The organism is Cellvibrio sp., from assembly GCF_039207905.1.
Lineage (GTDB): Bacteria > Pseudomonadota > Gammaproteobacteria > Pseudomonadales > Cellvibrionaceae > Cellvibrio.
Window position 1 is genome coordinate 28,177 of record NZ_JBCECX010000012.1, and the last position, 24,820, is coordinate 52,996.

Sequence of the window (24,820 nt, forward strand, 5' to 3'; positions counted from 1 at the left end):
GCACTAATGCGACGCAGGAATTCTCACCGACTTAACGGTATTGAGCTAAGGTTAAGGGTAGAGTTCACACCGAAACTCACAAAAACAAAACCTTTCAGGGGTCTATAAAATGATGTTACTGCTCTCTTTGTTGGCGATATGGGTGTTGGTCGCTGTACTAACCTACCATCAGGTAGCGCTTATTGCCTCGTCATGTCTGGTTCTCATCGCGTGGTTTGGACTGGGTCTGCTAGTCACTCCCCACATGTTTTCACTCTGGTTGGTGATCCCGTTAGCGGTCATTTTGGTCGTACTCAATGTGAGTGTGGTGCGCCGTGCACTGCTGACCAAGCCGGTGTTTTCGATGCTGAAAAAGTCCATGCCACCAATCAGCCCTACCGAGCGCGATGCATTGGAAGCAGGCACCACCTGGTGGGAAAAAGAATTGTTCAGTGGCAGCCCGGATTGGAGCGAGTTTGCGCAAATCAGCCTGCCGCAATTGACCGCCGAAGAGCAGTCATTTTTGGATAAAGAAGTTAACGAATTATGTGAATTGCTGGATGAGTGGGATATCCAGAATTCCCGCAAAGACCTCTCACCTGAGGCTTGGCAATATTTGAAAGACAAAAACTTCTTTGGTCTGATCATCCCTAAAGAATACGGCGGGCGCGATTTCAGCCCCCACGCGCAAAGCCGCATTATGAGCAAAATCGCCAGCCGTTCCGGTACCGCCGCGGTTACCGCAATGGTGCCAAACTCACTTGGCCCAGGCGAATTATTGGTTAAGTACGGCACCGAAGAGCAGCGCCAACGCTGGTTGCCGGGTCTTGCCAATGGTACTGAAATTCCCTGTTTTGGTTTGACTGGCCCAGAAGCGGGTTCCGATGCAGGCTCTATTCCCGATACCGGTATCGTCTGTAAGGGCATGCATGAAGGTAAAGAAGTCATCGGCCTCAAGCTCACCTTCAGCAAACGCTGGATTACGCTTGCTCCGGTCGCAACTGTAGTCGGTTTGGCATTTAAGGTTTATGACCCTGAAGGATTGCTCGGCGATGCAAGCAAAAAAGAATACGGCATTACCTGTGCGTTGATCCCTGCTAATCACCCAGGTGTAGAGATCGGCCAACGTCACAACCCCGGCTCACCATTTATGAATGGGCCGATTTTTGGTACCGATGTTTTCATCCCCGCTGATTGGATCATCGGTGGTCCAGCAATGGCCGGTAAAGGTTGGCGCATGCTGATCGAATGTCTCGGTGCTGGCCGTGGTGTTTCCCTGCCTGCTTTGTCCACCGCGAGTGGCGAAATGAATTACCGCATGGTGGGTGCTTACGCCAAAATCCGTCGTCAATTTAATATGGAGGTCGGTAAGTTTGAAGGTGTGCAAGAAGCGACGGCAGAAATTGCAGCGACGGGTTACACGCTGGAAGCGATGCGCCAGTTTGTAACTAAAGGTTTGGAAACCGGCGCGCCTTCAGTGATGACTGCGATGGCGAAATACCACGCAACTGAATTGATGCGTAAATCGGTTGAGCACTCAATGGATGTTGTTGGTGGCCGCGCAATCCAAAAAGGCCCGCGCAATTTCCTTGTGGCTTCTTATCACTCGGTTCCAGTAGCAATCACCGTAGAAGGCGCGAATATTTTAACCCGTTCCTTGATGATCTTTGGTCAGGGCGCAATGCGTTGCCATCCATTCCTGTTTGAAGAAATGCTGACCATGCAATTGGAGGATGGCAGCGAAGGTTTGAAAAAATTCGACAAATTATTTGCAATGCATCTCGGTCATATCTTTAGCAATTTGTTGCGTACCAAATTGTTAGGTGTGGTCGGTGGGCGTTTGAGCAGCATCCCGGCGAATGCGGATGATTTCAGTAAACGTTGGTATCAACGTATTAATTTGTTGAGCGCATCGCTTGCGTCTATGTCAGATATCGCCTTGGGTGTATTGGGCGGAAACTTGAAACGCCGCGAATTATTGTCGGCGCGTTTGGGGGATGTTCACAGCCAGCTATTTATCGCCAGTTCGATTTTGAAATTCCACTCAGCCCATGCGCGCACTCGTGCGGAAGATGCTCACGCCGAATATGCGCTGACGCGTGCACTGTATATTGCGCAAGAAGCGCTGCGTGACTTTGCTGATAACTTCCCGCAAAAATGGATCGCTAAGCTGGTGTGCTTTGCCACTATGCCGTTTGGTTCAATCGTCAACAAACCCGATGATGATTTGATCCGCGAGTTGGGCGATTTGATTATGGAAGAAAATCCGGTGCGTCAATTGCTCGGGCAATATCTGTATGTCACTCATGATCCACAAGATGCATTTGGTCGAGTAGAAAGCACCTATCAATTGTTATTGGCTTTAGGCCCGGTGTGGAATGCCTTCCTCAAAGCGAAAAACAGCGGAAAAATTTCTGGTGCTACAACAGAAGAGTTGGCAAAAGATGCAGCAGCGAAAAATATTATCCAGCCGCATGATGTTGCCCGCGTTGTGGAGTACGATGCACGCCGCTTCGACTGCTTGTTAACCGACGCGTTTGATAAACTCTAAGCCTCAGTTTGCAGTAAACAATCTTTTCAGTGAACAATAAAAAAACCCGCTACGGCGGGTTTTTTTATTGGGCGTTAATATTTAGTCTTGTTTATAAAACATCATCAGCGATGACCGAGCAGTTTCTTCCTTGCGCTTTGGCTTCATAAAGCGCTTTATCGGCGCGCTTAAATGCGCTGGCAAAATCTTCATTTGCTAATCTTTCGCTAATACCGAAACTGGCTGTAATTGACAGTGGATTTTCTGGTTCAAAAATAGTTTCGTAAATACACATGCGAATCTTTTCCGCAGTCTCTGCTGCAAGCTCTTTATCTGCATCCGGCATTATTACAATGAACTCTTCGCCGCCCCAACGCCCCAGGGAATCCTGATCGCGAATCCCTTTGGCTATAATCGCGGCAATATTTTTTAAGACGTGATCGCCCACATCGTGACCGCGCCTGTCGTTGATGCGTTTGAAGTGATCGACATCGATAATAATTAATGCAAAGTGAATCGCTGCTTGCGGTTGGTCGGATTCTTTATTGGTTGCAATCAAATTGGCAACAACTTGATCGATGCCGAAGCGGTTGTAAGTTTGGGTGAGTGAATCCACGGTTGAAAGGCGACGAAACTTTGCCGTCTCCTGTTTGAGTAGTGCGTTCTTATCACTCAATTGATTTATCACCTGCACATCGTGCCGGGTTTGTTGTTGTAGATGGGTTAGCCGGAAAATGGCGTAAGCAAAAATGCCCAGCATCCAGCATCCCAAAATACACAGGTACCATTTTTCAGCGGAAATCCATTCGCCCACAAATTCGATTTTTTCTATGGTTGCATCGTGGTTTCCTGGCTGATTGCCCTCCACATAATCCATTCCAAAGGTGACGACATTGCGCAAATCCGGGCGCGATAACTCGCGCGGTATATCGTATTGCCCCAGCCACCATTCGGACACAATAAATTCGTCCATCCCAATGCGTAGTTCTTTATTGAGATCCTTGGTGTGCAATATCAATGCATTAAATTTGGTGCTGTTGGTATCTTCAACCATTGAATAAGTGGGATCAAAGTTGCGCAGATAAATCCGCAGCTTTCGTGCATTACCGGTGTAGCGGATGGAGAGGTTTAAGTGGGAATAGCCGGAGAGATCTACACCCCGATCCGCTGCTTTTTCAAAGAGCACATTGAAACTGCAGGCAAAATATTCGCTGCCGTCATTTTTGGGATAGACGCAGCGCCATTGGTTTTGTTGCTGGTTTAGCCAAAAAGCGGCGGGAGCACTGCTGTCATCAGCGGATGAATAGAAATAGGAATCGAGTGCAGCATTCGGCCAGGCAAGAAAATGCTTTTGCGGAAAATATTTTTGCGCAACTATCGCCACCAGCGTTAATACAATCGCCAGCAGCAAGGCGGCGTTAAAACTCTTGTCATTCATAGTGGTGGTTCATGGTAGGGCGAATAACCCGCGGCGATGAAAGTGAATCTAAGTATTGATTATTTCGGGTGATTTTCCAGATTTATCTGGTGGGTGACCAACGCTCAGGAGCGGCGGACAAAACTGCGCAGCGCGATCAAGCCAAACCTTGCCCAAATCGCTGCAATCACCAGCCAGAGTGAGGGCAGGGAATAGGATTCGCGGAAAAATTTGCGGTAAAAACGGGTCATGCCTTTGTGTTTGTGCCACTCGACAAATAACGGGCGAGCTTTGCTGCAAGTGCCTTGGTCGTGGGTAAAGTGGGCACTGGGGACAAATAGAATATCCCAGCCAGCGCGCACAAAACGCATGCACCAGTCCAGGTCTTCGCAGTGGAGAAAATAGTGATCATCCCACAAACCCACGGTCGCAATGGCTTCCGGTTTGACCAGCATGCAAGCGCCGGATATTGCTTCCACCGCAACCGGTTTGGTAGGCAGTGGTTGTTGGTGCAAATTGAAATCGACCAGCAAATCCGGCCAGCGTTTGGCAAAACGCTGCAAACCAAAGGCGCGCACCAAGGTGCGTCCGGGTGTTGGCGTTAGGCGGCGTCCACCCGCTTGTTCAGTGCCATCAGGGTTGAGCAGCAATCCACCCACCATGCCTGCTTTGGGATTTCCCGTAAGTACGCGATACAACTCCGCCACATTGCCGTCAGCGCAGATGCAATCGGGATTGAGGAAAAACCAGTAGGGTTGTTGGGCTGCAGTTGCGCCGGTATTACACGCGGCGGCAAAACCGAGATTGGTGTCATTTCGGATAATGCGCAGGCGCACGTCGCCAGCAAAATGCGTCTCGACCAATTCAATACTGTTATCGCGCGAGGCGTTATCCACCAGAATCACCTCGCGCACCTGATCGATAACCGATTGGATGCAGCTAACCAAGCCGGGGCCGGCGTTGTAATTGACAATAATGGTGGAGATCAAAGCGGTTCCTGCTGTTCTGTTGTTCGGCATACATTTAGGCTAGAATCGCGCCTCTGCTGGGATGGGGAGTTATGACTCCAAAATGCTGTGGCAGTATTCTACAGTATCCCCTCTCGTTATGCGGTTGCCGGAAGGTCGGATCGCGTCAAATTTAAGGTATTCAGATTGAAGAATCCGCTGTTTGGAATGCTCCTAAGCCTTTGGAAAAATCGTAGTTTGATCAGGATTTTAACTGTTCGTGAATTGGCGGGGCGATTTACCGGGTCATTATTAGGGCGTTTTTGGTTGGTTTTATCGCCCTTGATCATGTTGGGGATTTACGCTTATTTTTTTGGCGAAATCCTACAAGCTAAATGGAGCATTAGTTCGCATGCTCAGGGGCTTACAGATTTTGCTTTGATCATTTTTTCGGGTTTAATTTTGCATCAGCTATTTGCAGATGCAATATCGCGAGCACCTGATCTGATAGTGGCTAATCCAAATTATGTCAGAAAAATTATATTCCCTCTCGAAATCCTACCAGCTGTAGCTTTAGCATCCGCAGTTTTGCAACTGTTGATAGGTATGGTTGTCTTGATGGTGGTAGTTGCGCTTTCGAGTGGTGACGTTAATTGGATCTGGCTGCTGATCCCGATTATCTATATCCCTTTTTTTTTAATGACTTTGGGGCTCATGTGGATACTTGCTGCACTCGGTGTGTTTTTGCGTGATTTGCGGCAGCTTACACAGTTTGTTGCCACTGCTGCACTGTTTCTTAGCCCAATATTTTATCCGATGGATCGCTTACCTGAGAGTCTTCAGATCCTGAAGTTTATCAATCCGTTAGTTATTGTTATTGAGCAATCACGGGTTGTTCTATTTGAAGGTGCTTTACCTGATTGGCTTGTTCTTGGAGCGTATTCAGTGGTGTCTTTTGTTGTCGCCAGTTTAGGGTTTTATTTCTTTACACGCAGTAAACCGGCTTTTGCCGATGTAATTTAGTTAGGAGCTTAGCTTGGCAAATGTCAATTCTCTTAATCCTGGCGATTCCCTCAATGATGAGGAGGATATGACGCTAATGCTGCTTGGGCAAATTCTGCTCAGGTTGAATTACATTCAGCAGCGTGATCTCGAAAAGGCGTTAGTTATACAGCAGCAAGTGGGGGGGCGTTTAGGGGCTGTTTTGATGCGCGCAGGTAGCGTATCAGAGATAAATCTGCTTGATGCGTTGGCGCAGCAATTAGGCTTTAAGCTTGTGGGCAGAGATATTGACCCTCCGACCGATGAGCAGTTATTTGTAGCGATAGATGAGCTAGGTATCAGCACTGATTGGTTGTTGCAGCACGAGGCGGTTGTATGGCGAAACGATGCCGGTTTTTTCTGCCTTGCCCGTGATCCGCTTTCCTCGCTACTTGATGAGGCGCTCTCTCGTAAAACATCGCAAGAGATTCAGTATTGTCTTTCTCGGGCTCAAGTGCTCGATGCTATGTTAAATGCGTTAAGGTCTCGCCAAAAAGAGTTGGGCTTGGATGTCAGCATTGACGCTGATATACAGCATTTGCGTGAAATGGCTGAAGAGGCGCCCGTTATCGAATTGGTTAATAACGTCATTTCGCAAGCGCTTGAAGAGCGAGCATCTGATATTCATATAGAGCCAGAGGCGGATACATTTGATATTCGCTATCGTATTGATGGTGTCATGTTTACTCGTCGTACGTTGCCTAAGCAACGTTATTACGCTGTAGCATCCCGATTAAAACTTGTTTCCGGGATTGATATCGCTGAGCGACGTTTGCCACAGGATGGTCGTATTGGCATGCGTATTAATGGGCAAGAATTGGATATCCGGGTTTCATCGTTGCCGGGTGTTAATGGTGAATCGATTGTAATGCGTCTTTTGCCAAAAGAGCGGCAAGACCTACAGCTCGAAAAGTTAGGTTTTTTATCTGACCATCTAATATTGTTGCGCAACTGGGTTCAGCACCCTCATGGTGTGATGTTGGTAACTGGTCCAACCGGATCGGGTAAGTCGACGACCTTGTATTCGGCTCTTGATGAGTCGAATGATGGGGTGCGTAAAATTATTACTGTTGAAGATCCTGTTGAGTTTCGGTTACCCCACATTACGCAGGTTCAAGTTCATAGCGATATTGGTCTTACGTTTGCGGCCGCATTGCGCTCCATTTTGCGACAAGACCCTGATGTTATTATGATTGGTGAAATCCGGGATCTCGAGACAGCGGAAATTGCTATTCAAGCTGCTTTAACTGGGCATTTGGTTTTATCGACCCTACATACGAATGATGCTATGAGCGCATTTACCCGGTTGATTGATATGGGTGTCGAACCTTTTCTTGCTGCTACACCAGTGATAGCCGTTCAGGCGCAGAGATTAGTGCGCAGGTTGTGTCAGTGCAGCCAGCCGGCCGCACCTATCGATATTGTTGAGGAGCGTGTAGCCCCGTTTGTTAAAAAACTTTTCCCGGAGGAAAAACCAAATTGGCGCAAGGCTGTCGGATGTTCGCAATGCCAATTTACTGGTTACAAAGGGCGTGTTGGGATCTATGAACTAGTGGGTGTGAGCGAAGCTATTCGAAACCTGGTATTGATTCGTGCTCCGTTGTCGGACTTACAAAAGCAGGCTCGTCAGGAAGGTTTTAGGGATTTAGCGACCGACGGACTTATCAAAGCTTGGCGGGGTCTCACTAGCGTTGAGGAAGTCCACAGAGTTACGAGCCTGCACACATGACACTTCAGTTCAGTTACACAGCAGTTGATCCCGAGGGAAAGGAGTTAGAGGGGCATATTTCAGCTCTTTCTGAGCGAGATGCATTGGCATCTTTGAGTCGCCAACAATTGACGGTGATTACCCTCACACCTCAAGAATCAAAGCCAGACCTCGACCAAAAAAGCCGGAAAAGGTTGACTACGCAGGAAATAATCACTGCGTTGTATGAGCTTGCTGCTATGTTGAACTCAGGTGTAAGTGCTGCCGAGGCCGTAGGGTCTCAGGCGCAATCTGCCGCTCATCCAAAGCTCAGGTGGGCATTCAAATTAGCATCTAAAACATTGAGACACGGCGGGAGTTTTGAGCAAGCGATAGTCGCATCTGAATTACCATTTCCCGCGTACGTTCATCATTTGATAAAAGCCGGTGAATTAACCGGCCAATTGGGTGGTGCGTTGAGTGATGCATGTGAGCAAATGCAATATGAGTTGAGTGTTCGTAGTGAAACCCGCAACGCATTAATTTACCCCTCTATTTTGGTCTTTTCAGGGGTCGCAGCTGTATTGATGATGTTTGTTTATGTGGTCCCAAGTTTTACAAATTTGTTGGATCAGGCAGATAAATTGCCATTTCTAGCGTGGGCGGTATTGAGTGCAGGGCGGTGGGCTAATGAACATTTTTTGCTTTTGTTGGCTTTAATTGTTTCACCTCCAGTGTTGATCGTTTGGGCTTGGTCTCAGCCTGTAATTCGAACCAGGATTTTGGAAAAGGTAGAAGTGGTTCCCGTAGTTGGTGATTGGATCGTGCAGGCTGACGTAGGTGCTTGGTCTAAAGTGCTGTCCTCTTTAGTTAAAAACCGTGTAGAACTCATACTTGCATTAGAGCTGGCCGCAGAAACTGTTCGAATGCCATCTAGAAAACGAAAATTGACGAAGGTAAAGAATGCAGTTAGAGCTGGTGAGGCATTATCAGTCGCGCTGGAAATCAATCAATGCCTCACGGCAACTGGTTATAACTTGATACGTGTAGGTGAGAGGGCAGGGAAACTCGAGGAAATGCTGAATGCATTGGCTAACCTCTATACGATTCAGGGGCAGCAGCGAATGAAGAAGGCGCTTATTTTGATTGAGCCGATTGCGATTCTCGTTATCGGTTTAGTCATGGGGACAATTATCATCGGTATTATTCTTGCCATCACCAGCGCGAATGATATACCGCTTTAAAAATCAGGATTTCATTATGTCAAATATTCATCGCACCCCTCTAGTAAGTCTGCCCTCCCAAAAAGGGTTTACGCTGCTGGAGATGATAGTAGTGTTAGTTATTATCGGCTTAATCGCTGGATTGGTTGGCCCAAATTTATTTCGCCAAGCGGATCGCGCGAAAGTCCAGACTGCTGAGACTCAGGTAAAAATGATTCGTGGTTCGTTGCAAACACTTCGTTTGGATATTGGTCGCTTGCCGACACAAGAAGAAGGGTTGAAGATTCTCACTCAAAGACCGGCGGATGAGCGCGTAGCCCAGTTTTGGGAGGGACCATACATTGATGGTGGCGTTCCATTGGATCCTTGGAACAGAGATTACGTTTATAAAGCTGTGCCTAGCGAGTTTGAGCCTTTCAGCCTTTATTCACTAGGTGCCGATGGTCAAGATGGTGGTGAAGGTGATGCAAAGGACATAGGTTACCTTCCTGCCAAGTGATGATTATGAAAAAAACAGGCGGGTTTACGCTGCTCGAAATGGTGGTTGTACTCGTTATGATGGGGATTGTCACCTCATTGGCATTGCCTGGATTGCAAAAAATGTACGATAGCATGGCTGCTTCTCTTGCCAGAAAAGATCTGGCCATGGCTATTAATAATTTGGCACTCGATGTTCGTCATGGTGGACACAGTATCCAGCTGAGTAATTATCCCGCGGATATTTCGGTGTTACCACCTGCTTCTGTGGAAAGGCTTGCCGATTTGGGTATGTCATTGCAGTTTGATGCTCCCTTATTCATCACCGCTGGTGGGTTTTGCCCATATGAGCGCACGGTGAAAGTTATTAAGGGTGTTCAAGAGTATCAGCTCAGATTACGCGCACCAGATTGTCGAGTAGTGTCTGAATGAAAAAGCAATTCGCTTTTACTCTTCTCGAGGCTGTTATTGCGTTGGCTATTTTTGCTATGGGCGCAACTGCGCTTTATGGATGGATTAATACCAATTTGATTACGTTAGCGAGAGTGGATCAAATTAATCAACGTTCTTCATCAGTTGAAAGTGCTATTGAGTTCATGAGTATGATTGATCCTGAAGTTCGAGCAGAGGGAAGTGATCAAATAGGGGATTTGCAAATCAGATGGCAGACATCCACACCGCTATACAAGGGGGATGTGCTTGATGAACAAAACCAAAAGACAATCAACCAAGCGACGATCTACCCTGCTACCGTCATTTTAATCCGTAATGGGAAAACGATTTATCAGTTCCAAATGTCATTGCTTGGTGTCAAAAAAGTGCGTGACCTCAATGACGTCATCTTTAACTAAAGCGCATCGTCAGGGGGGGGCTGGCTTCACACTGCTTGAAATGCTGGTTGTAGTTTTGCTCGTCTCTTTACTGGCCAGCTTATTAATGCAGGGGTTTATATACACCTCCGGAGTCTATAAATCAGTGGAGAGGCGGCAGGCTCTCGCACAGCGCGAAGAGCTGCTTAATGGATGGTTGCGCGACTCGATCCATGGCCTCATTAATGGTGCTGATGGTGAGATTGCGCAGAAAGTTTATTTTTCTGGCAATCAAGATAGTTTTAGTGGCTTGTCTCTGGGGGCACTATCCGGGCGTTTTCCGGGCTTACCTGTAGTAATCACCTGGTCGATAGAGCGCACCGCAAATACTAGTGCTCTTATTTATAGCGAAGCTCCTCTCTATGGGGGAAATGCCGAACGGTATGTGATTCGCGAATGGCCTGATTCCAAGATGGCAATATCTTGGCAATACATGCAAGACGGCGGTTGGCAGCAATCATTCCCAGCTAAAACATCGGTATTCAAGCGTGATGACAAAAACCTTCTTCCTCGTGCAATAGCTCTTCACGTCAGTTCTTTGGCCACTCCTTTTGAAATTATTATCAGTGTAAGGTCAAGCCCATTGCGCTATGCACCACCCGTGATTGAGGGGGTGATGTAATGCAACGGAATAATCGCGGTTTTGTTCTTGTATCCGTGCTTTGGGTCTTGGTAATTATGATCCTCGCAGCGACCGCTTTCTCTGTGTGGGTAGATCGAGTCAGGGAGAGTGCTGTAGTTCGACAGCAACGAGTAGAAAGTTATCGTGTCAGTGTGGATGCGCTTCATAAGATTGTGTACACATACATGACCGGATTCAAAAGCGCTGAAGGTGTTGCATGGCCAGGAGAGCATGGTGCTGCACAGCCGACAATAAATTTTGATAGTTTAGATGACTTTATGGCTGGCGCCGCCCCGACGGTAACCGCATCTTCATCTGGTTTTCTTCGGATGGACGGATCTGTGCTTGATCTGGGGGGCGGGGTAAGAGTGATGGTTCAGGATAGGGCCGGCTTGATTGGTTTATCCTTTCTCTCTGATATTCGGGTATTCAAAGCTATTGCTAGTCAAGGGGGCGGTGAGGTCTCAGCGGAAAGGCTCCGCGATACATTGAGGGACTACCAAGACCCAGATGGTATACGCAAACTGCAAGGTGCGGAACAGCAAGATTACTTACAGCAAGGTATGTCAGTTCCAGCTAATGGTTATTTGCGCTCACCACTACAGCTCCGGAATGTTTTAGCGTGGAATAGCGTATTAGCGGCTCGTGATGATGCCTGGATTCTTCAGGTCTTCAAGACAGAGGGCGCAAGCATCATTAACGCCAATACAGCGTCACATCAAGCATTAGCGCTGGTAGTAAAAAATCTGGAGACTGTGCCCCAGCTTATCGATAAGAGAGAGCAGAAGCGTTTTGATGGTGTCTCAAAATTGACCCCCTATGCAGGTATTGACGATGAAATACTATTGTCTATTTTACCGGCGAGCGGTGTTCGATTTTGGTGGTGGTATGAAGGTGGCTCCACAGCGTATGTTTATGATGTACAATTTTCGCCCCTGGAGTCAGGCGTCAGCGCTTGGTATTTCAATTGGTCTGCACGAGTAAATTTGCCTGATGAGTTGGCTTCAAGAACAGCTATCGCGATTGATCACCCGTTTTTCCATTAAGCAACAACTGCTTTCAGATGGGCATGCTCGCGATGTTGAACGGGTTTCATTTACACCTCAATATCTTGTTGGTAGGGATTTTTGCCAATTTGCCTGCATTGATTTAAGTAACGTTCAGAAAGCAAAGCGCCATCAAGCATTAATACAGAAAATAAAGTTACTAAGCTCATGGAGTGATCCTGCTTTTGCCGTAGCTTGGAAAGGAGGGGTGGCTCAAGTTTGGTTTTGGTCTACAAGCCATATAAACAGCTTATTAGAAAATCAGGGGCATGACGTCAGTGCAGTACTTTATCGCCCGGAGTTTTTTTCTGAAGTAATGTTTTGGCAAAAAGCTCACACAGATGGACTTCATCTTTACAAAGCTACTCTTGGCGTTGACGCTCAATATTGGAAACAAGGCCTGCTCACTGCGAGCCAGTGGTTTCCATCGATGCCTAGCCCTGCTCAATTGCAAAGGCTTGCACGTACTTTCGGGCTCAGCGGGGCGGTTAGCGATCTAACGTTGCAAGAGCCGGTATTTTTGGAAAAAGCATGGGATGGTGTTGCTTTTTCTTTCCTGGATCATTTATTTGATCGGCGATCTCAAATATTGGTTTATGCCACGGCGATTAGCCTTTTAGTGGCCAGCTTGCAGCTCACTAGTGTTGGAAAGTGGTCTTACCAATTGGTCGATTTGCAAGTGCAAACAGATGAGCTGGCGCGTTCGGCCGAACCCCTGCTAACGGCACGCAGTGCTGCACGAGCTGCAAAGCAAGATGCTGAAGAGATTGCCGGTTTGTTCGTGTTGCCTGATCCTCTATCTGTGCAGGCTGCAGTGTACCAAGCCTTTCCCAAACCGTTGAATCTTGAACTCCAGACATGGGAGCGTAATGTTGATCAAATAGACATTGGTGTTAAGGGTGATATCACCGATACCTTGAGTTTGGTTAGGGCATTTGAGCAGGCAGGGTTTAACAATGTGAGAGTCGAGCCCTTGCCTGAGAATAGGCAATATAGGATAAGGCTACGGTTAAACACTAATAAACCTATTCAGGTTGATGAAAAATGAGGCCAGCGATGACATCAATAAAGTTGCGTTGGATTCAGATCCAGACCGAATGGCAAGCTAATAAGCGCTTGCAAGTAATATCGGTTGCGGCGTTTATTCTTTTTATATTATGGGCTCATGTTCAATTAGATCATTGGCGAGTAGCTAAAAAGGAGGAAGTGGTATCTGCAGCTTCGCGTTATCAGGATACGCTAGCTGTAGCAAATGATGATGCTTGGGTTGCTCGCGCAAAAGAAGCGGATGAATATCGCCAGAATGTAAAAACAAAATTATGGGAGGCGACCTCAGAAGGTGAGGCTGAGGCCAAGTTACGCGATTGGCTGCAAAAACAAGCGGAAGTGGTTGGTTTATCTATCACCAGAATTACAGTCGAAGTTGGTGTGCCTCCTCGAGGCTTGCAGTACCGCCCGGTTCATGTCGATATTCAAGGAGTGTACAAGGCAGGGTCATGGCAGGTTTTTCTTCAGGCTTTAGGTAGCTCAACCCCACCTGTCGTTGTGGATCTTGAACAGTTAAATGTGGTCAATCCGCAAAATTTATTTTATCGACTGAACTTAACAGCTTGGTTCAACATCAATACCCCGTCCGAGAGTAAATGATGCCTAAGCACTATTTATATGCGTATCTTGTGGTTTTGCTGCTCGTCAATATTGCTTGGGCTGCACTTCCTGTAAGTAACGAGCAGTTGGAGCAAAAAACCAGCCACCAGGCTTGGGCTCTGAAACCTGCAGGTGATCAGTCCGCGCCAGACCTGCAATCATTAATGCAGAACGGGTTTTGGGGGCAGGGAGATATCAGTCTTGGTGCATCGGGGCAGTCAATTAAGGATGTTGAGCAGGCGGAAGCTAAAAAGCTCAGGGCAAAAGTTAAAGCGATCATTCACCGTAATCAACAAATACAGGTTCTATTTAGCGACGGAAAGAAAGTCCACCGAATTAGTAAAGGTGAAGCTTTAAAAGGATCTGACTGGATTTTGATCGATGCAGGTAGTGATTGGTTAATTCTGCAAAAGCAAGATAATGAAGGGGTTCAGGAGAGGCTCAAGCTCTTTTCTGCGCTTGAGGCGGATAAGGCCACCAACTAACGCTAAGATGACTCATTCAGTAAAAGTGATAGGTCTGTTAATTCGTTAAATTATTGTAAATTTTAATTGAAAGATGCATTTGCATCTGGAGCTTCTTTAAATGATCCGCAAGTCCGTCTACTCCGTGGTCAGCACCAGTTTGTTGGTATTGGTATTATCATCTATCACCTCATGTACCTTGATCCCCGATAGTGAAATGGCCCCACCAAAACCTTTGGTGGTACCACCCGCGAAACAAAAAAGTGCACAAGATGATGAGGTCACCCAAAGACGAGACGAAAAGGAGAATCGTTTCACGAGTGGACCTGTGGCAAATCCTGGTAATGCTAATGTGAAGGCGATGGAGAATGTTGCGCTATTCCCTGCAGATGAAAGTCCTGAAATCAGCTTATCGATTGATGCTTTACCGCTTCCCTCTTTTATTAATGAGGTCTTTGCAAACGAGCTAAAACTGGATTTTCAGATGGCTCCTGATGTGGCTAACAAAGAAGATCTGGTTACCCTGCGGGTTACTGACCCTCGTAATCGTCAGGAAATTTTTGAATTGGGGCGTCAGGTATTAGCGAGTTATGGCGTATTGATTATTCAGCAAGGCGATTTATTAAAATTTGTACTCGGAGGTGGAAAGAATAGTCCTTTTGAGCCACCGCTGATTGTTACCGGCAATGCATTACCAAGTGTTCCAGCAACTCATAGGCCAATATTTCTGGTGAGAACACTTAATGTTGTTAGTGCAAACGATGCAGCTAATATGCTGCAAACTGTTTTTCAAGGGCAATCTTTAAAGATAAATCAGGATGGGCGCAGAAACGCGGTGACGTTAAATGGCTCTCCCGACTTGGTACAAAGTGCAGCTGACGTACTGACAATGCTGGATCGACCTAACATGAAAGGGCGGTATTCTTTGCGTGTTGATCCTTTATATACGGATGCAGATACTCTTTCCAGAAGTATGCAAGCCACTATGTCAGCTCAAGGTTATGACGTTGGTGGTGTTACTAATAACATTACGTTGGTTCCGATTAAGGAGCTTAATGCCTTGTTTGCGTTCGCACCTGATTCGAGCAGTTTGTCATTGGTGCGTCAATGGGCAGAACAGTTGGATAAAGTTGCCATTCGCTCTAACCACAAAGACGGCTTTTACTGGTACAAGGTCAGAAACACCAGTGCGGCTGAACTGGCCTCCACATTAAATGCTGCTATGAATGGCGGATCAAGTAATTCAACTTTACCTAACAATGACGCAACTGCAACTTCTCGCCAGTCCCAATCTCAAACGCGTACTCCAGGTGGTGCTAGCACTCGTGCAGTTGGCGGTCAGGGTGGAGCAGTAGTAAGTGGTGCCTTTGTGGTAGATCAGGCAAGAAATATGCTGCTATTTCGTGGCGAAGCTGATCGTTGGCAAGAAATGCTTCCGCTCATCCGGGAGCTCGATCAGGCGCCAACACAAGTTTTGGTGGAAGTGATTGTGGCGGAAATAACCCTAACTGACGAATTTAAATTTGGCATGGAATGGGCGTTAAAAGAAGTTTCTGCTGGTGGTGCAAAGGGGGAATTAAAAAGTGTATTCGGTGAGGATGGTGTACCGGGAAGTGGTGTAGGTGGTACCGGTCTGGTTTGGTCTTCATTGAGTAACTCCGGTATGACTCGGCTCGCATTAAATGCTTTTGCCAGTAATAACAATGTATCAATATTACAAACTCCTAAAATATTGGTACGCAGTGGTCAGTCTGCCAGTGTATCTGTTGGCCAGCAAATCCCCTTATTAGTTTCTCAGACTGTGACTGATGAGCAGGTGGATGGTGATACCGGAACAAGACAAAGTGTTGAATATAGGGACACGGGTATTAGTTTAACTGTGATTCCAACAGTATATTCCGATGGCCGTATTGATCTTGATATACAACAGGAAGTGAGTGGTGCATCGGTCGATCAGTCAAAAGTGAATTTAACCCCTATTGTTTCCAGTCGTAGCATCAATACCAGTTTAAGTCTGCGTGATGGCGGTTCCGTATTGCTAGGCGGTCTTATTACCAAAGAGCAAACAAAAGGTAACTCTCGCATTCCGGTACTGGGTTCTTTACCTGTATTAGGGCATCTTTTTAGAACTGATAGTACGAGTGCAGGTACCACCGAATTAATGATGTTAGTGGTGCCTTATCTTGTGAGAGAGCCAGAGCAAGCTGAAGCGCTTACCAAATCGTTCCGCGAGCAGCTGCATATACCTCAGTAAGTTGAATATAGTGAATTAATTGCTAGAGTGTTAGATCCGAGACTGTTGGTTGTAGTAACCATTGGTCTTTGTTTAATGTTGAGCTGGTCTTATCAAGACTTAATATAATGGGAATATTTACAAATAATGAACCTTAACGCTTGCAATGTCTGGATCATGTCTCTTAGAATCCCTCACGGACGGCAGGCGGAGCGCTTCGCCTGACCCTCGTTATTGATGTAAAGTACCGTCGTAGACTGGCTTTAGTTGATAATTTAATAAACCTTACGTAAGTCAAAATGAAGGAAGTACGTAGCCATGAAAAATATTTTTCAAAAAACCGCTTTGGCTCTGACCATTGCAACCATGTCTGCTGGCGCATTTGCAGCGGTATTGGATCACACTGCAGGCGCTACTGAAGTAGTTCTTGCTAACGAAGTGTTCGGTACTGGTTCTGAAGAGACTCTGGTAGCTGTTCCTTCTACTACTTTTGAAGTTGCTGCTACTCCAGGTGCAATCCTTGCTGGCCAAGTTTATACCGTTAAGCTGACCCTGAACAAAGGTGCAGTTTTCGGTGAAGATCTGTCTTCTTTGGACAAGTGGGAAGATGCTGGCGTTGTGTTAAGCTTTGAAACTACCACTGGTGTTATTCAAGTTGGTGGTGTAGGTGCAGGCAATACTGCATTGAACGCTGATGTAACTTCAATCACTGTTGACCAAGGTGGTGCTATCGGTGATAACACTGTTACCTTCAAAATTACTGCAGCTGCTAACCACCAGTTCGATGAAGCTGTTGTTTCTCAGTTCCGCGTTAAGCGTTTGACTTCTGCTCTGGCTCGTGGTGTTGCAAACCCAACTGTTAGCCTTGGTGCTGAATTCCGTAACGTAACTACTGCTGCTACTGATACCGCTCCTGCTTTGATCGTATTCCGTTCACAAGACGGTGTTGAGTTGACAACTACTCAAGTTACCGACTACGACGATGGTGTTGTAGGTCTTCGTGCTCGTATCGACGTTGCTGATGTTGAGAAAAGCTTCACCGGTAATCTGTTAAGCAACACTGGTACTGGTGCTGCACAAGACTTCGACGAAACCAACAACGTTTCTTTCGTTAACTTGGGTAACATTTTTGTAAACCGCACTTCAGTTGATGCTGCTTGGGGTGGTGGTTTGGCTAAGAAAGAAAACGGCGATGACTTCGACTTCAACGGTTCGGACGAAATCTTCGTAACTATCAACTCAACTCAAGTACTTGATGCATATAGCACTGTATACCTGCGTCCAGGTGCAGCTTCAGTGTGTGATGCTACTGTTACTGGTGCTGACTTCGACGTGAACCCAGCAACTGGTGCTACCGGTGCAGAAATCGACCTGAGCGGTGAAACTACTGCTGAGTTGGAAGCTGGTTACCGTGTATGTGCTATCGCTTCTGGCGATATCGTAGTTCCAGAGTCAACTTTCTCTGCTGCTCTGAATGTTGAGTACTTCAACCCACGTTATACTAACTCTGAAGATACTCTGAACTACGGTCCAGTACTGCGTAACGGTTGCCAGATCACTCTGTTCAACCTGCCTAACGTAAACGCAGCTGATGATGCATTCCTGCGTATCACCAACGTATCTGAAAAACCAGGTGCTGTTCGTGTAAGCGTATGGCCAGAAACTGGTGGTGCTACTACTATCGACACCAACACTGTTGTTGTTGAGAACTTGGCAGCTCACGCTACCGCAGTTCTGCACACCGCTGCTGACCAAACCACTGGTGTATTCCTTGGTTCTAAGTTGCCAGCATACGGCGCTGTTACCTCTGGTCGTCACCGTATCGTGATCCAAGGTGCATTCCCTGCTTGTGAAGGCATGGGCTTGGTACGTACTCCATCAGGCGTATTGACCAACATGACCAGCACCACTTACTCAGGTGATGAATCTCGTCTGGGTCAACAAAACAACGGTACTTCTAACACCACTAACTAATTTTGGTGATGGAAGTTACTTACCTGTGCCGAAAGGCACAGTGTTTTGTATAAAAGGGCTCCTTCGGGAGCCCTTTTTTTTAATACGTTTGATAATGGCGAACTAGCTAAATTTGGCATTAATGCATTGTTTATTAAAAGGCGATAGAAAATGTTACGGCACATTTTGATGATGTTTGTGATGGTGTGTAGTTTTTCATGTGTTGCTGCAGATGCTACACAGAACTCAAAGCCGACCGAAAAGGTGGCAGTGAACAAAAATTTTATTGAAGGCAAGCATTATAAAAAACTGGAGAATCCGTTACCGGCATCAATGGGGCCAGTAGTGGAATTTATGTATTTTGGCTGCAAGTCGTGTTATCAGCTTGTTCCAGAGGTTGCCAACTGGAGCTACACCACAGGGATAGGGGTTACTGTAGTGCCCGCTCACTCAGATACTACTATGTTAGATGAAGCAAGAATGCTTCATACATTTGACCAACTTGGTGTAATGGACACTATGTATGAGCTCGGCTATGTAATCTTTCAGACAAAAGAAGTTAACCTGCAGGGAGAAGCGAGAGTTAATAGCTTTTTAGACCGTCATAAAATTGATAAAGAAAAATTTTGGGCAACTTGGAAAAGCGATTTGGTTAGCCAAAAATTAAAGCAATCAGCTGCTCTAACTAAGCAGGCACAAATATCCAAAACACCTACGTTCATTATTAATGGTGTGTATCGAGTAGATGTTGAGTCATTAAAAAGTGTAGAGGAGTTATTTGACCTTCTCTCTTACTTGGTTGCAAAAAAACCATCTACCGCTCCAGCTCTCCTTAAGAAAGCAGCTTGAGTGATCTTCTATAGAACGGATGGCAAAAAGTTGTCATCTGTTCTGGTGGGTTCAATTGAAAAATGACGCAGCTAAAGTATTTATTTAATGATTGAAGTAAACAAATTAAGCAAAGTCTACAAAATCTACGAAGATCCAACGGATAGGCTCAAGCAGTCAATTTTTCGCGGTCGAAAAAAATTCTATAAAGAGTTTTGGCCGATAAAAGAAATGAGCTTTACGGTAGAGCAGGGAGAGATAGTTGGTATTGTTGGTGCAAATGGTTCAGGTAAGTCAACTTTACTTCAATTAATTTGCGGCATTCTTCAGCCAACATGTGGAAATATTTATACGAAAGGGCGGATTGCTGCGCTGCTTGAGCTTGGAGCTGGATTCAACCCTGAGTTTACTGGACATGACAACTTATTTATGAATGCTGCGCTTCTTGGGTTGACTAAAGCGGAGATTGAAGCACGCTATAATGATATTGTCGAATTTGCAGGAATTGGCGATTTTCTTTACCAGCCAGTTAAAACTTATTCTAGCGGCATGGCTGTACGTCTTGCATTTGCGATAAGTAGTTTTGTAGACGCAGATATTTTAGTGGTGGACGAAGCTCTGTCGGTAGGTGATGCGGGGTTTCAGGCTAAATGTTTAGAGCGTATGGAGCGCTTAATGAAACAGGGCACAACAGTTTTGTTAGTGACCCACGATGTACAATTAATAAAACGTTATTGCAACCGCGTTTTATACATCAAGCACGGAAAGCTGGTGTACGATGGATCTCCAGAAGAGGGAACCGAAATATATCTCGCCGAAACAAAAGAAAGTAACTCCGCCTCCCATCAAATTACACGCTCGATTTCAAGCTCCGCGCTAGGCTTTTCTAGCCAGCTGGGCTCAATTACATCAGCATCATTAATCGTTCAGGGGGCAGCAGGAAAATCTGTTGTTGTCCGGCAGGGAGACAGAATGGTGCTTGAGGTCCATGCAAAAATTAGTACAGATTTAATACATCCAAGAATTCAAATGACAGTTCGTGATGGGCGTGGCTACAATTTATTTGGCTTTAATAATTACTATGCGAATAAAAAATTAATAGCAGATGCTGACGGTAATGTATTGGTTCGTTATGCATTTGACGTAAATCTTCAGGCTGGTGATTATGCAATCACTTTGCGTTTAGACAATGTTGATAATGTTGATCACGTAAATCTTGTAGATAAACAGGTTGGAGTCGTGGATTTTACTGTTGTTGTAGAGTCTAAACGTTTTGATGCCGTTATTGATTTAAACGGAAGCTGTGAGGTTATTTCTTGAATATTGTGTTTGTCTGCCAGAAAGGAGAGTTGGAGCTAAAATCGATTTTGCTTGCTTGGTCTTTGCGTAAAACTCACGGAAGTGATGTCTGTTTAATTGCTGCAGTTCCAAATTATAAAGACTGGGGGTTTATTGCAGAAGAAACTATGTCGCTCCTAAAAGCGCTTAATGTTGAATTAAAATATTTTAATCCAATTTTTGGAGATACCTATCCGATAGGTAACAAAATATCAGCGATTAAATTGTTGCCACCAAATGAGCATGGTTGCTTCTGTGATTCTGACATGCTTTCGCTCTCTCATTGGCGAATCGAAAATGTATTACAGGAAAATTTAAATGCGGCTAAACCCGCAGATCTTTCTACTTGGGGTGGGGAACAGCAATGGGAAAAAGTGTATGCATTAACCTCAATGGAGTTGCCAACAAGAAGGGTTAGATTGACTGTAAGTCAAACGCTTTCTTTTCCATACTTTAATGCTGGATTCATTGCGTCGAAAAATCCCACTCAGTTGGCATCTTATTGGAGTGATTATGCGCTTCAGTTGCACGATAAATCTGCAGAAATTGAAAATAAATATCCTTGGCTAGATCAAATTTCTCTTCCAATTGCTATGCAAAAACTCGGTTCGTGGAGGGCTGTATCAGAATTTTATAATTATCCGGCCCATTTGAAGTCTCTAGGCGATCAAGAGTTAGCAATGTGCCATTATCATGGCCCAAATATCATCCTGCGTGAACCGAGGTTGCGTGTCATATTTGATATGGCAGTTGAAGATTACCCTGCAATAAAAAGTTTAGTTAAAAGGCATGCCGAGTGGATGCCCCTGCTGGAGAATAAGAAAAGGCGGGCGCATTACATGGAATCCAAAAGAAATTTTATAATAACTGGAATTCCTCGGAGCGGAACAAGCTATATAACAAGCTTGCTCGATTCGCAAATGGATTGGTTGGTAATAAATGAGCCTGGAGAAATATTTAACCAGTTACAATCTAGAACAGATGCTTCTGGGATTGCCCAGTACTATGCAGAGTGCAGGGAACGAGTGTTATCTGGAAAACAAGTTACAAACAAATTAAAAGATGGCAAAGTAATTGAGGATACCGCCATACTCGACAAACGAGAGCTTTATCATCCCAATATTCAGCGTGAAGATTTCTGGCTTGGTTCTAAAAACACCTTGGCCTATATTGCGTCCTTGGAATACCTCGTTAAATTACAATGGCCAATTATTGCAATGGTCAGAAATCCACTTGATACGCTAGCGTCATGGCGTAAAACTTTTGGGCATCTTGCCGAAGCTCGTGTGTCAAATTTACCAGTTGCCAATCCGGACTTTCCTGCTTGGGCAACTTGGCAAAGACAAGCCTTGTTAGAAATTGATAGCCAGATAGAAGCATCGTTGAGGCGTGTTCTGCTTTGGCGGCTTTTAGCTAGAACCATACTTCACTATGAAAAACATCTACTTGTTTGGCGATATGAAGACCTAATGAAAGATCCGCGTAAGCATCTAAATGCAATCAATGCATGCTTGAACTATGAACAATATTCGGATTCGATTTCCTCCAATGCAAAGAATAGAAGTGATCAGCACGACAGCTTGGAGCGTGAGCTGTTGAATGACCTATGTGCGCCTGAATTGGCGGAATTAAAATACACGATTTAAAATTTTATATATTTAATAGGATAAGAAATGATTCTGGTTACAGGTGGCGCAGGGTTTATTGGTGCAAACTTTATTTTGGATTGGTTAAGGCTAAATGATGAGCCCGTTATCAATCTTGATAAGTTAACTTATGCTGGAAATCTTAATACACTGAAAGAGTTGGAATCCGACACGCGGCATATTTTTATAAAAGGTGATATTGGCGATAGCCAATTAGTCGAAAACATATTGGATAAATATAAGCCTCGAGCAGTGATAAATTTTGCTGCTGAAAGCCACGTTGATAGATCAATTCTTGAGCCTCATGCTTTTTTGCAAACAAACGTAATAGGCACATTTAATTTACTCGAATCGGTAAAAAAGTATTGGACCAATTTACCTAATAGTAATGAATTTCGATTTTTGCATGTGTCAACCGATGAGGTTTATGGATCCTTGGAACGCACGGAGCCCGCATTTACAGAGGGGCATAAATACGAGCCAAATAGTCCTTATTCTGCTAGCAAAGCGGCCAGTGATCACTTTGTAAGAGCATATCATCACACTTATGGTTTGCCAGTATTAACGACAAATTGTTCAAATAACTATGGTCCATTCCATTTCCCGGAAAAACTTATCCCTCTCATGATTATTAATGCGTTGTCTGGGAAGGGCCTCCCTGTATACGGTGATGGGCAACAAATCCGTGATTGGCTATATGTTAAGGATCACTGCGCCGCAATAAGATGCGTGCTTGCTGGCGGTAAGGTTGGAGAGACTTACAATATTGGTGGATGGAATGAAAAACCAAATATTGAGATTGTAAATACTATCTGTGAATTACTAGATGAATTGCGACCGCGTGCTGATGGAAAACCTTATGCAAAGCAAATTCAGTATGTGGCTGATCGTCCTGGACATGATAGGCGCTATGCGGTTGATGCCAACAAAATTGAGTGTCAATTAGACTGGCGTCCTGCAGAAACATTTGAAACCGGAATTAGAAAAACTGTTCAATGGTATTTAGATAATCAAGTTTGGGTCGAGAACGTTCAATCTGGAGCGTATCGTACGTGGATAAGTAAAAATTATGCGGAACGATAGCGATGAAAATACTTTTATTAGGAAAGAATGGTCAAGTCGGTTGGGAGTTACATCGCAGTCTGTCTTCATTAGGAGAGGTAATTGCACTTGATCGGCATTCGGAAGTTTTTTGTGGTGACTTAAAAAATTTAGCTGGATTAGAAAAAAGTATTCTAGAAATACAGCCGGATATTATTGTGAATGCAGCTGCATATACTGCTGTAGATAAAGCTGAGTCAGATTCTTCAATGGCAGATCTTGTTAATCACAAAGCTCTGCAAGTAATTGCTTCATCTGCAAAAAAAATGGATGCAATGTTGGTGCACTATTCAACAGATTATGTGTTCAACGGAAAGGGAGTGACACCTTGGAAAGAGAGTGACCCTGTCGAGCCCTTGAATATTTATGGAAAGACAAAATTATTAGGGGAATCTGCAGTGATTGCCTCTGGTTGCAAGCATCTAATCTTTCGTACAAGTTGGGTTTATGCATCAAGAGGAAGCAACTTTGTCAAAACAATGATGCGTCTGGCAAGAGAAAGAGAAGAGTTAAGCATTGTCGCCGATCAATTTGGTGCTCCCACAGGCGCTGAGCTAATTGCAGATGTTACTGCGCTAGCTATTAGTCGACCGCAAATATTGTCAAATGGCATATATCATTTGACGGCAAGTGGTGTAACCACGTGGTATGAATATGCAAATTTCATATTCGAGCTTATGAAGGCAAATGGGTGCAGCATAAAAATTAGTTCAGATAGAGTGTTTCCTATAAATTCTGAGCAATTTATTACACCCGCAATGCGTCCATTAAATTCGAGATTGAACTGCAAAAAAATAGAAGAACAGTTATTGCTTAATTTGCCAGATTGGAAAATTGGCGTTGAAAGAGCAGTGTCAGAGATATTGGAGCAATTTAATGCATAACCGAAAAGGTATCATTCTTGCGGGTGGTTCGGGCACTAGGCTCTATCCAGTCACTAAAGTTGTCTCGAAACAGCTTTTGCCTGTATATGATAAGCCCATGATTTACTACCCTCTAAGCACGTTAATGCTTGCTGGGATTAGAGATATTCTTATTATATCAACGCCGCAGGATCTTCCTCGTTTTGAAGCGCTGCTGGGGGATGGCTGTGATTGGGGGCTAAATTTGCACTACGAAGTGCAGCCTTCGCCTGATGGTCTTGCTCAAGCATTCATTATTGGAGAGAAGTTTCTAGGAGATAGTGATTGTGCGCTAGTGTTGGGTGACAATATTTTTTATGGACATAATTTTGAGAATGAACTAGCAGCTGCATCTGCTCGAACTAAAGGCGCTACCGTGTTTGCTTATCAGGTACGTGATCCAGAACGCTACGGTGTGGTGGCATTTGATAAAAACGGTAAGGCAACCTCACTTGTTGAAAAACCATCAGTTCCTGAAAGCAACTTTGCTGTAACAGGTCTCTACTTTTACGACAATAAAGTAATCGATATTGCAAAAAGCCTCTCACCCTCGGCACGTGGTGAGCTTGAAATTACGGATGTTAATAAGATTTATCTTGATCGTGGTGAGTTGAATGTTGAGATAATGGGAAGAGGATATGCGTGGTTAGATACTGGAACTCATGAAAGTCTTATTGAAGCTAGCAATTTTATAGAAACTATTGAACATCGTCAGGGGCTAAAAGTCAGCTGTCCAGAAGAGATCGCCTATCGTGCGGGATTTATATCAGCTGAAGAGTTAGAGAGGCTGGCAAAACGACTTGAGAAAAACGAGTATGGGCAATATTTATTTAGGCTTCTGAAAGATGGCCAGTTTAATTCATGATCTTT

General features: G+C 45.0%; 22 protein-coding genes. 20 read left to right on the plus strand and 2 right to left on the minus strand.

Features of this window, described 5'->3' with window-relative positions; genetic code table 11:
- Positions 1 to 109 precede the first annotated feature (109 nt).
- Positions 110 to 2,530, plus strand: a complete 2,421-nt coding sequence (locus AAGC78_RS09095) for an acyl-CoA dehydrogenase (RefSeq protein ID WP_435783753.1) — start codon at positions 110 to 112, stop codon at positions 2,528 to 2,530.
- 91 nt (positions 2,531 to 2,621) lie between these two features.
- Here AAGC78_RS09095 and AAGC78_RS09100 read toward each other — a convergent pair whose 3' ends face one another.
- Together AAGC78_RS09100 and AAGC78_RS09105 are read right to left on the minus strand one after the other, a co-directional pair.
- Complete coding sequence (locus tag AAGC78_RS09100) at positions 2,622 to 3,947, minus strand: GGDEF domain-containing protein (protein WP_435783754.1); 1,326 nt, start codon at positions 3,945 to 3,947, stop codon at positions 2,622 to 2,624.
- 104 nt (positions 3,948 to 4,051) lie between these two features.
- Complete coding sequence (locus AAGC78_RS09105) at positions 4,052 to 4,915, minus strand: glycosyltransferase family 2 protein (RefSeq protein ID WP_435783755.1); 864 nt, start codon at positions 4,913 to 4,915, stop codon at positions 4,052 to 4,054.
- Positions 4,916 to 5,080: 165 nt separating this feature from the next.
- Between AAGC78_RS09105 and AAGC78_RS09110 the strand changes: the two genes are divergently transcribed.
- The 19 genes from AAGC78_RS09110 (at position 5,081) to rfbA (ending at position 24,815) form a co-directional block, all read left to right on the plus strand.
- Positions 5,081 to 5,896, plus strand: a complete 816-nt coding sequence (locus AAGC78_RS09110; protein WP_435783756.1) for an ABC transporter permease — start codon at positions 5,081 to 5,083, stop codon at positions 5,894 to 5,896.
- A gap of 13 nt (positions 5,897 to 5,909) precedes the next feature.
- Positions 5,910 to 7,643, plus strand: coding sequence for a GspE/PulE family protein (locus AAGC78_RS09115; RefSeq protein ID WP_435783757.1), 1,734 nt, complete (start codon positions 5,910 to 5,912; stop codon positions 7,641 to 7,643).
- Positions 7,640 to 8,845 (plus strand): type II secretion system F family protein, encoded by a 1,206-nt coding sequence (locus AAGC78_RS09120; protein WP_435783758.1) that lies wholly within the window; start codon positions 7,640 to 7,642, stop codon positions 8,843 to 8,845. The genes AAGC78_RS09115 and AAGC78_RS09120 overlap by 4 nt, the downstream gene beginning before the upstream one ends.
- A gap of 16 nt (positions 8,846 to 8,861) precedes the next feature.
- Positions 8,862 to 9,323 carry a type II secretion system major pseudopilin GspG gene (gene gspG / locus AAGC78_RS09125; RefSeq protein ID WP_435783759.1) on the plus strand — a complete coding sequence of 154 codons (462 nt, stop codon included), beginning with the start codon at positions 8,862 to 8,864 and terminating at the stop codon, positions 9,321 to 9,323.
- A gap of 5 nt (positions 9,324 to 9,328) precedes the next feature.
- Positions 9,329 to 9,733, plus strand: a complete 405-nt coding sequence (locus AAGC78_RS09130) for a type II secretion system protein (protein ID WP_435783760.1) — start codon at positions 9,329 to 9,331, stop codon at positions 9,731 to 9,733.
- The gene (locus AAGC78_RS09135) at positions 9,730 to 10,152 is read left to right on the plus strand and encodes a PulJ/GspJ family protein (protein WP_435783761.1); all 423 of its coding nucleotides are present in this window, start codon (positions 9,730 to 9,732) and stop codon (positions 10,150 to 10,152) included. Before AAGC78_RS09130 ends, AAGC78_RS09135 begins: the two co-directional genes overlap by 4 nt.
- A complete protein-coding gene (locus AAGC78_RS09140; protein WP_435783762.1) occupies positions 10,133 to 10,792 on the plus strand; it encodes a prepilin-type N-terminal cleavage/methylation domain-containing protein in 660 nt (219 codons plus the stop codon). The genes AAGC78_RS09135 and AAGC78_RS09140 overlap by 20 nt, the downstream gene beginning before the upstream one ends.
- Entirely contained in the window at positions 10,792 to 11,838 is a 1,047-nt protein-coding gene (locus AAGC78_RS09145) for a hypothetical protein (RefSeq protein WP_435783763.1), read from the plus strand. The genes AAGC78_RS09140 and AAGC78_RS09145 overlap by 1 nt, the downstream gene beginning before the upstream one ends.
- Positions 11,816 to 12,886, plus strand: coding sequence for a hypothetical protein (locus AAGC78_RS09150; protein WP_435783764.1), 1,071 nt, complete (start codon positions 11,816 to 11,818; stop codon positions 12,884 to 12,886). The genes AAGC78_RS09145 and AAGC78_RS09150 overlap by 23 nt, the downstream gene beginning before the upstream one ends.
- Before the next feature lie 8 nt (positions 12,887 to 12,894).
- On the plus strand, positions 12,895 to 13,485 hold the full coding sequence (locus AAGC78_RS09155) for a hypothetical protein (RefSeq protein ID WP_435783765.1): 591 nt from the start codon (positions 12,895 to 12,897) through the stop codon (positions 13,483 to 13,485).
- Positions 13,482 to 13,970: a hypothetical protein gene (locus AAGC78_RS09160; RefSeq protein WP_435783766.1), complete on the plus strand. Its 489-nt coding sequence runs from the start codon at positions 13,482 to 13,484 to the stop codon at positions 13,968 to 13,970. Before AAGC78_RS09155 ends, AAGC78_RS09160 begins: the two co-directional genes overlap by 4 nt.
- 100 nt (positions 13,971 to 14,070) lie before the next feature.
- Positions 14,071 to 16,203, plus strand: a complete 2,133-nt coding sequence (locus AAGC78_RS09165) for a secretin N-terminal domain-containing protein (protein WP_435783767.1) — start codon at positions 14,071 to 14,073, stop codon at positions 16,201 to 16,203.
- Positions 16,204 to 16,500: 297 nt separating this feature from the next.
- The gene (locus tag AAGC78_RS09170; protein WP_435783768.1) at positions 16,501 to 18,156 is read left to right on the plus strand and encodes a hypothetical protein; all 1,656 of its coding nucleotides are present in this window, start codon (positions 16,501 to 16,503) and stop codon (positions 18,154 to 18,156) included.
- Positions 18,157 to 18,306: 150 nt separating this feature from the next.
- Positions 18,307 to 18,984 carry a DsbA family protein gene (locus AAGC78_RS09175; RefSeq protein ID WP_435783769.1) on the plus strand — a complete coding sequence of 226 codons (678 nt, stop codon included), beginning with the start codon at positions 18,307 to 18,309 and terminating at the stop codon, positions 18,982 to 18,984.
- 87 nt (positions 18,985 to 19,071) lie between these two features.
- Positions 19,072 to 20,283, plus strand: a complete 1,212-nt coding sequence (locus AAGC78_RS09180; RefSeq protein WP_435783770.1) for an ABC transporter ATP-binding protein — start codon at positions 19,072 to 19,074, stop codon at positions 20,281 to 20,283.
- Positions 20,284 to 20,288: 5 nt separating this feature from the next.
- Positions 20,289 to 21,947 (plus strand): sulfotransferase, encoded by a 1,659-nt coding sequence (locus AAGC78_RS09185; RefSeq protein ID WP_435783848.1) that lies wholly within the window; start codon positions 20,289 to 20,291, stop codon positions 21,945 to 21,947.
- A gap of 27 nt (positions 21,948 to 21,974) precedes the next feature.
- The gene (gene rfbB, locus AAGC78_RS09190) at positions 21,975 to 23,030 is read left to right on the plus strand and encodes a dTDP-glucose 4,6-dehydratase (protein WP_435783771.1); all 1,056 of its coding nucleotides are present in this window, start codon (positions 21,975 to 21,977) and stop codon (positions 23,028 to 23,030) included.
- A gap of 2 nt (positions 23,031 to 23,032) precedes the next feature.
- Positions 23,033 to 23,932: a dTDP-4-dehydrorhamnose reductase gene (gene rfbD, locus AAGC78_RS09195; RefSeq protein WP_435783772.1), complete on the plus strand. Its 900-nt coding sequence runs from the start codon at positions 23,033 to 23,035 to the stop codon at positions 23,930 to 23,932.
- Positions 23,925 to 24,815 (plus strand): glucose-1-phosphate thymidylyltransferase RfbA, encoded by an 891-nt coding sequence (gene rfbA, locus AAGC78_RS09200; RefSeq protein ID WP_435783773.1) that lies wholly within the window; start codon positions 23,925 to 23,927, stop codon positions 24,813 to 24,815. The genes rfbD and rfbA overlap by 8 nt, the downstream gene beginning before the upstream one ends.
- Positions 24,816 to 24,820 lie beyond the last annotated feature (5 nt).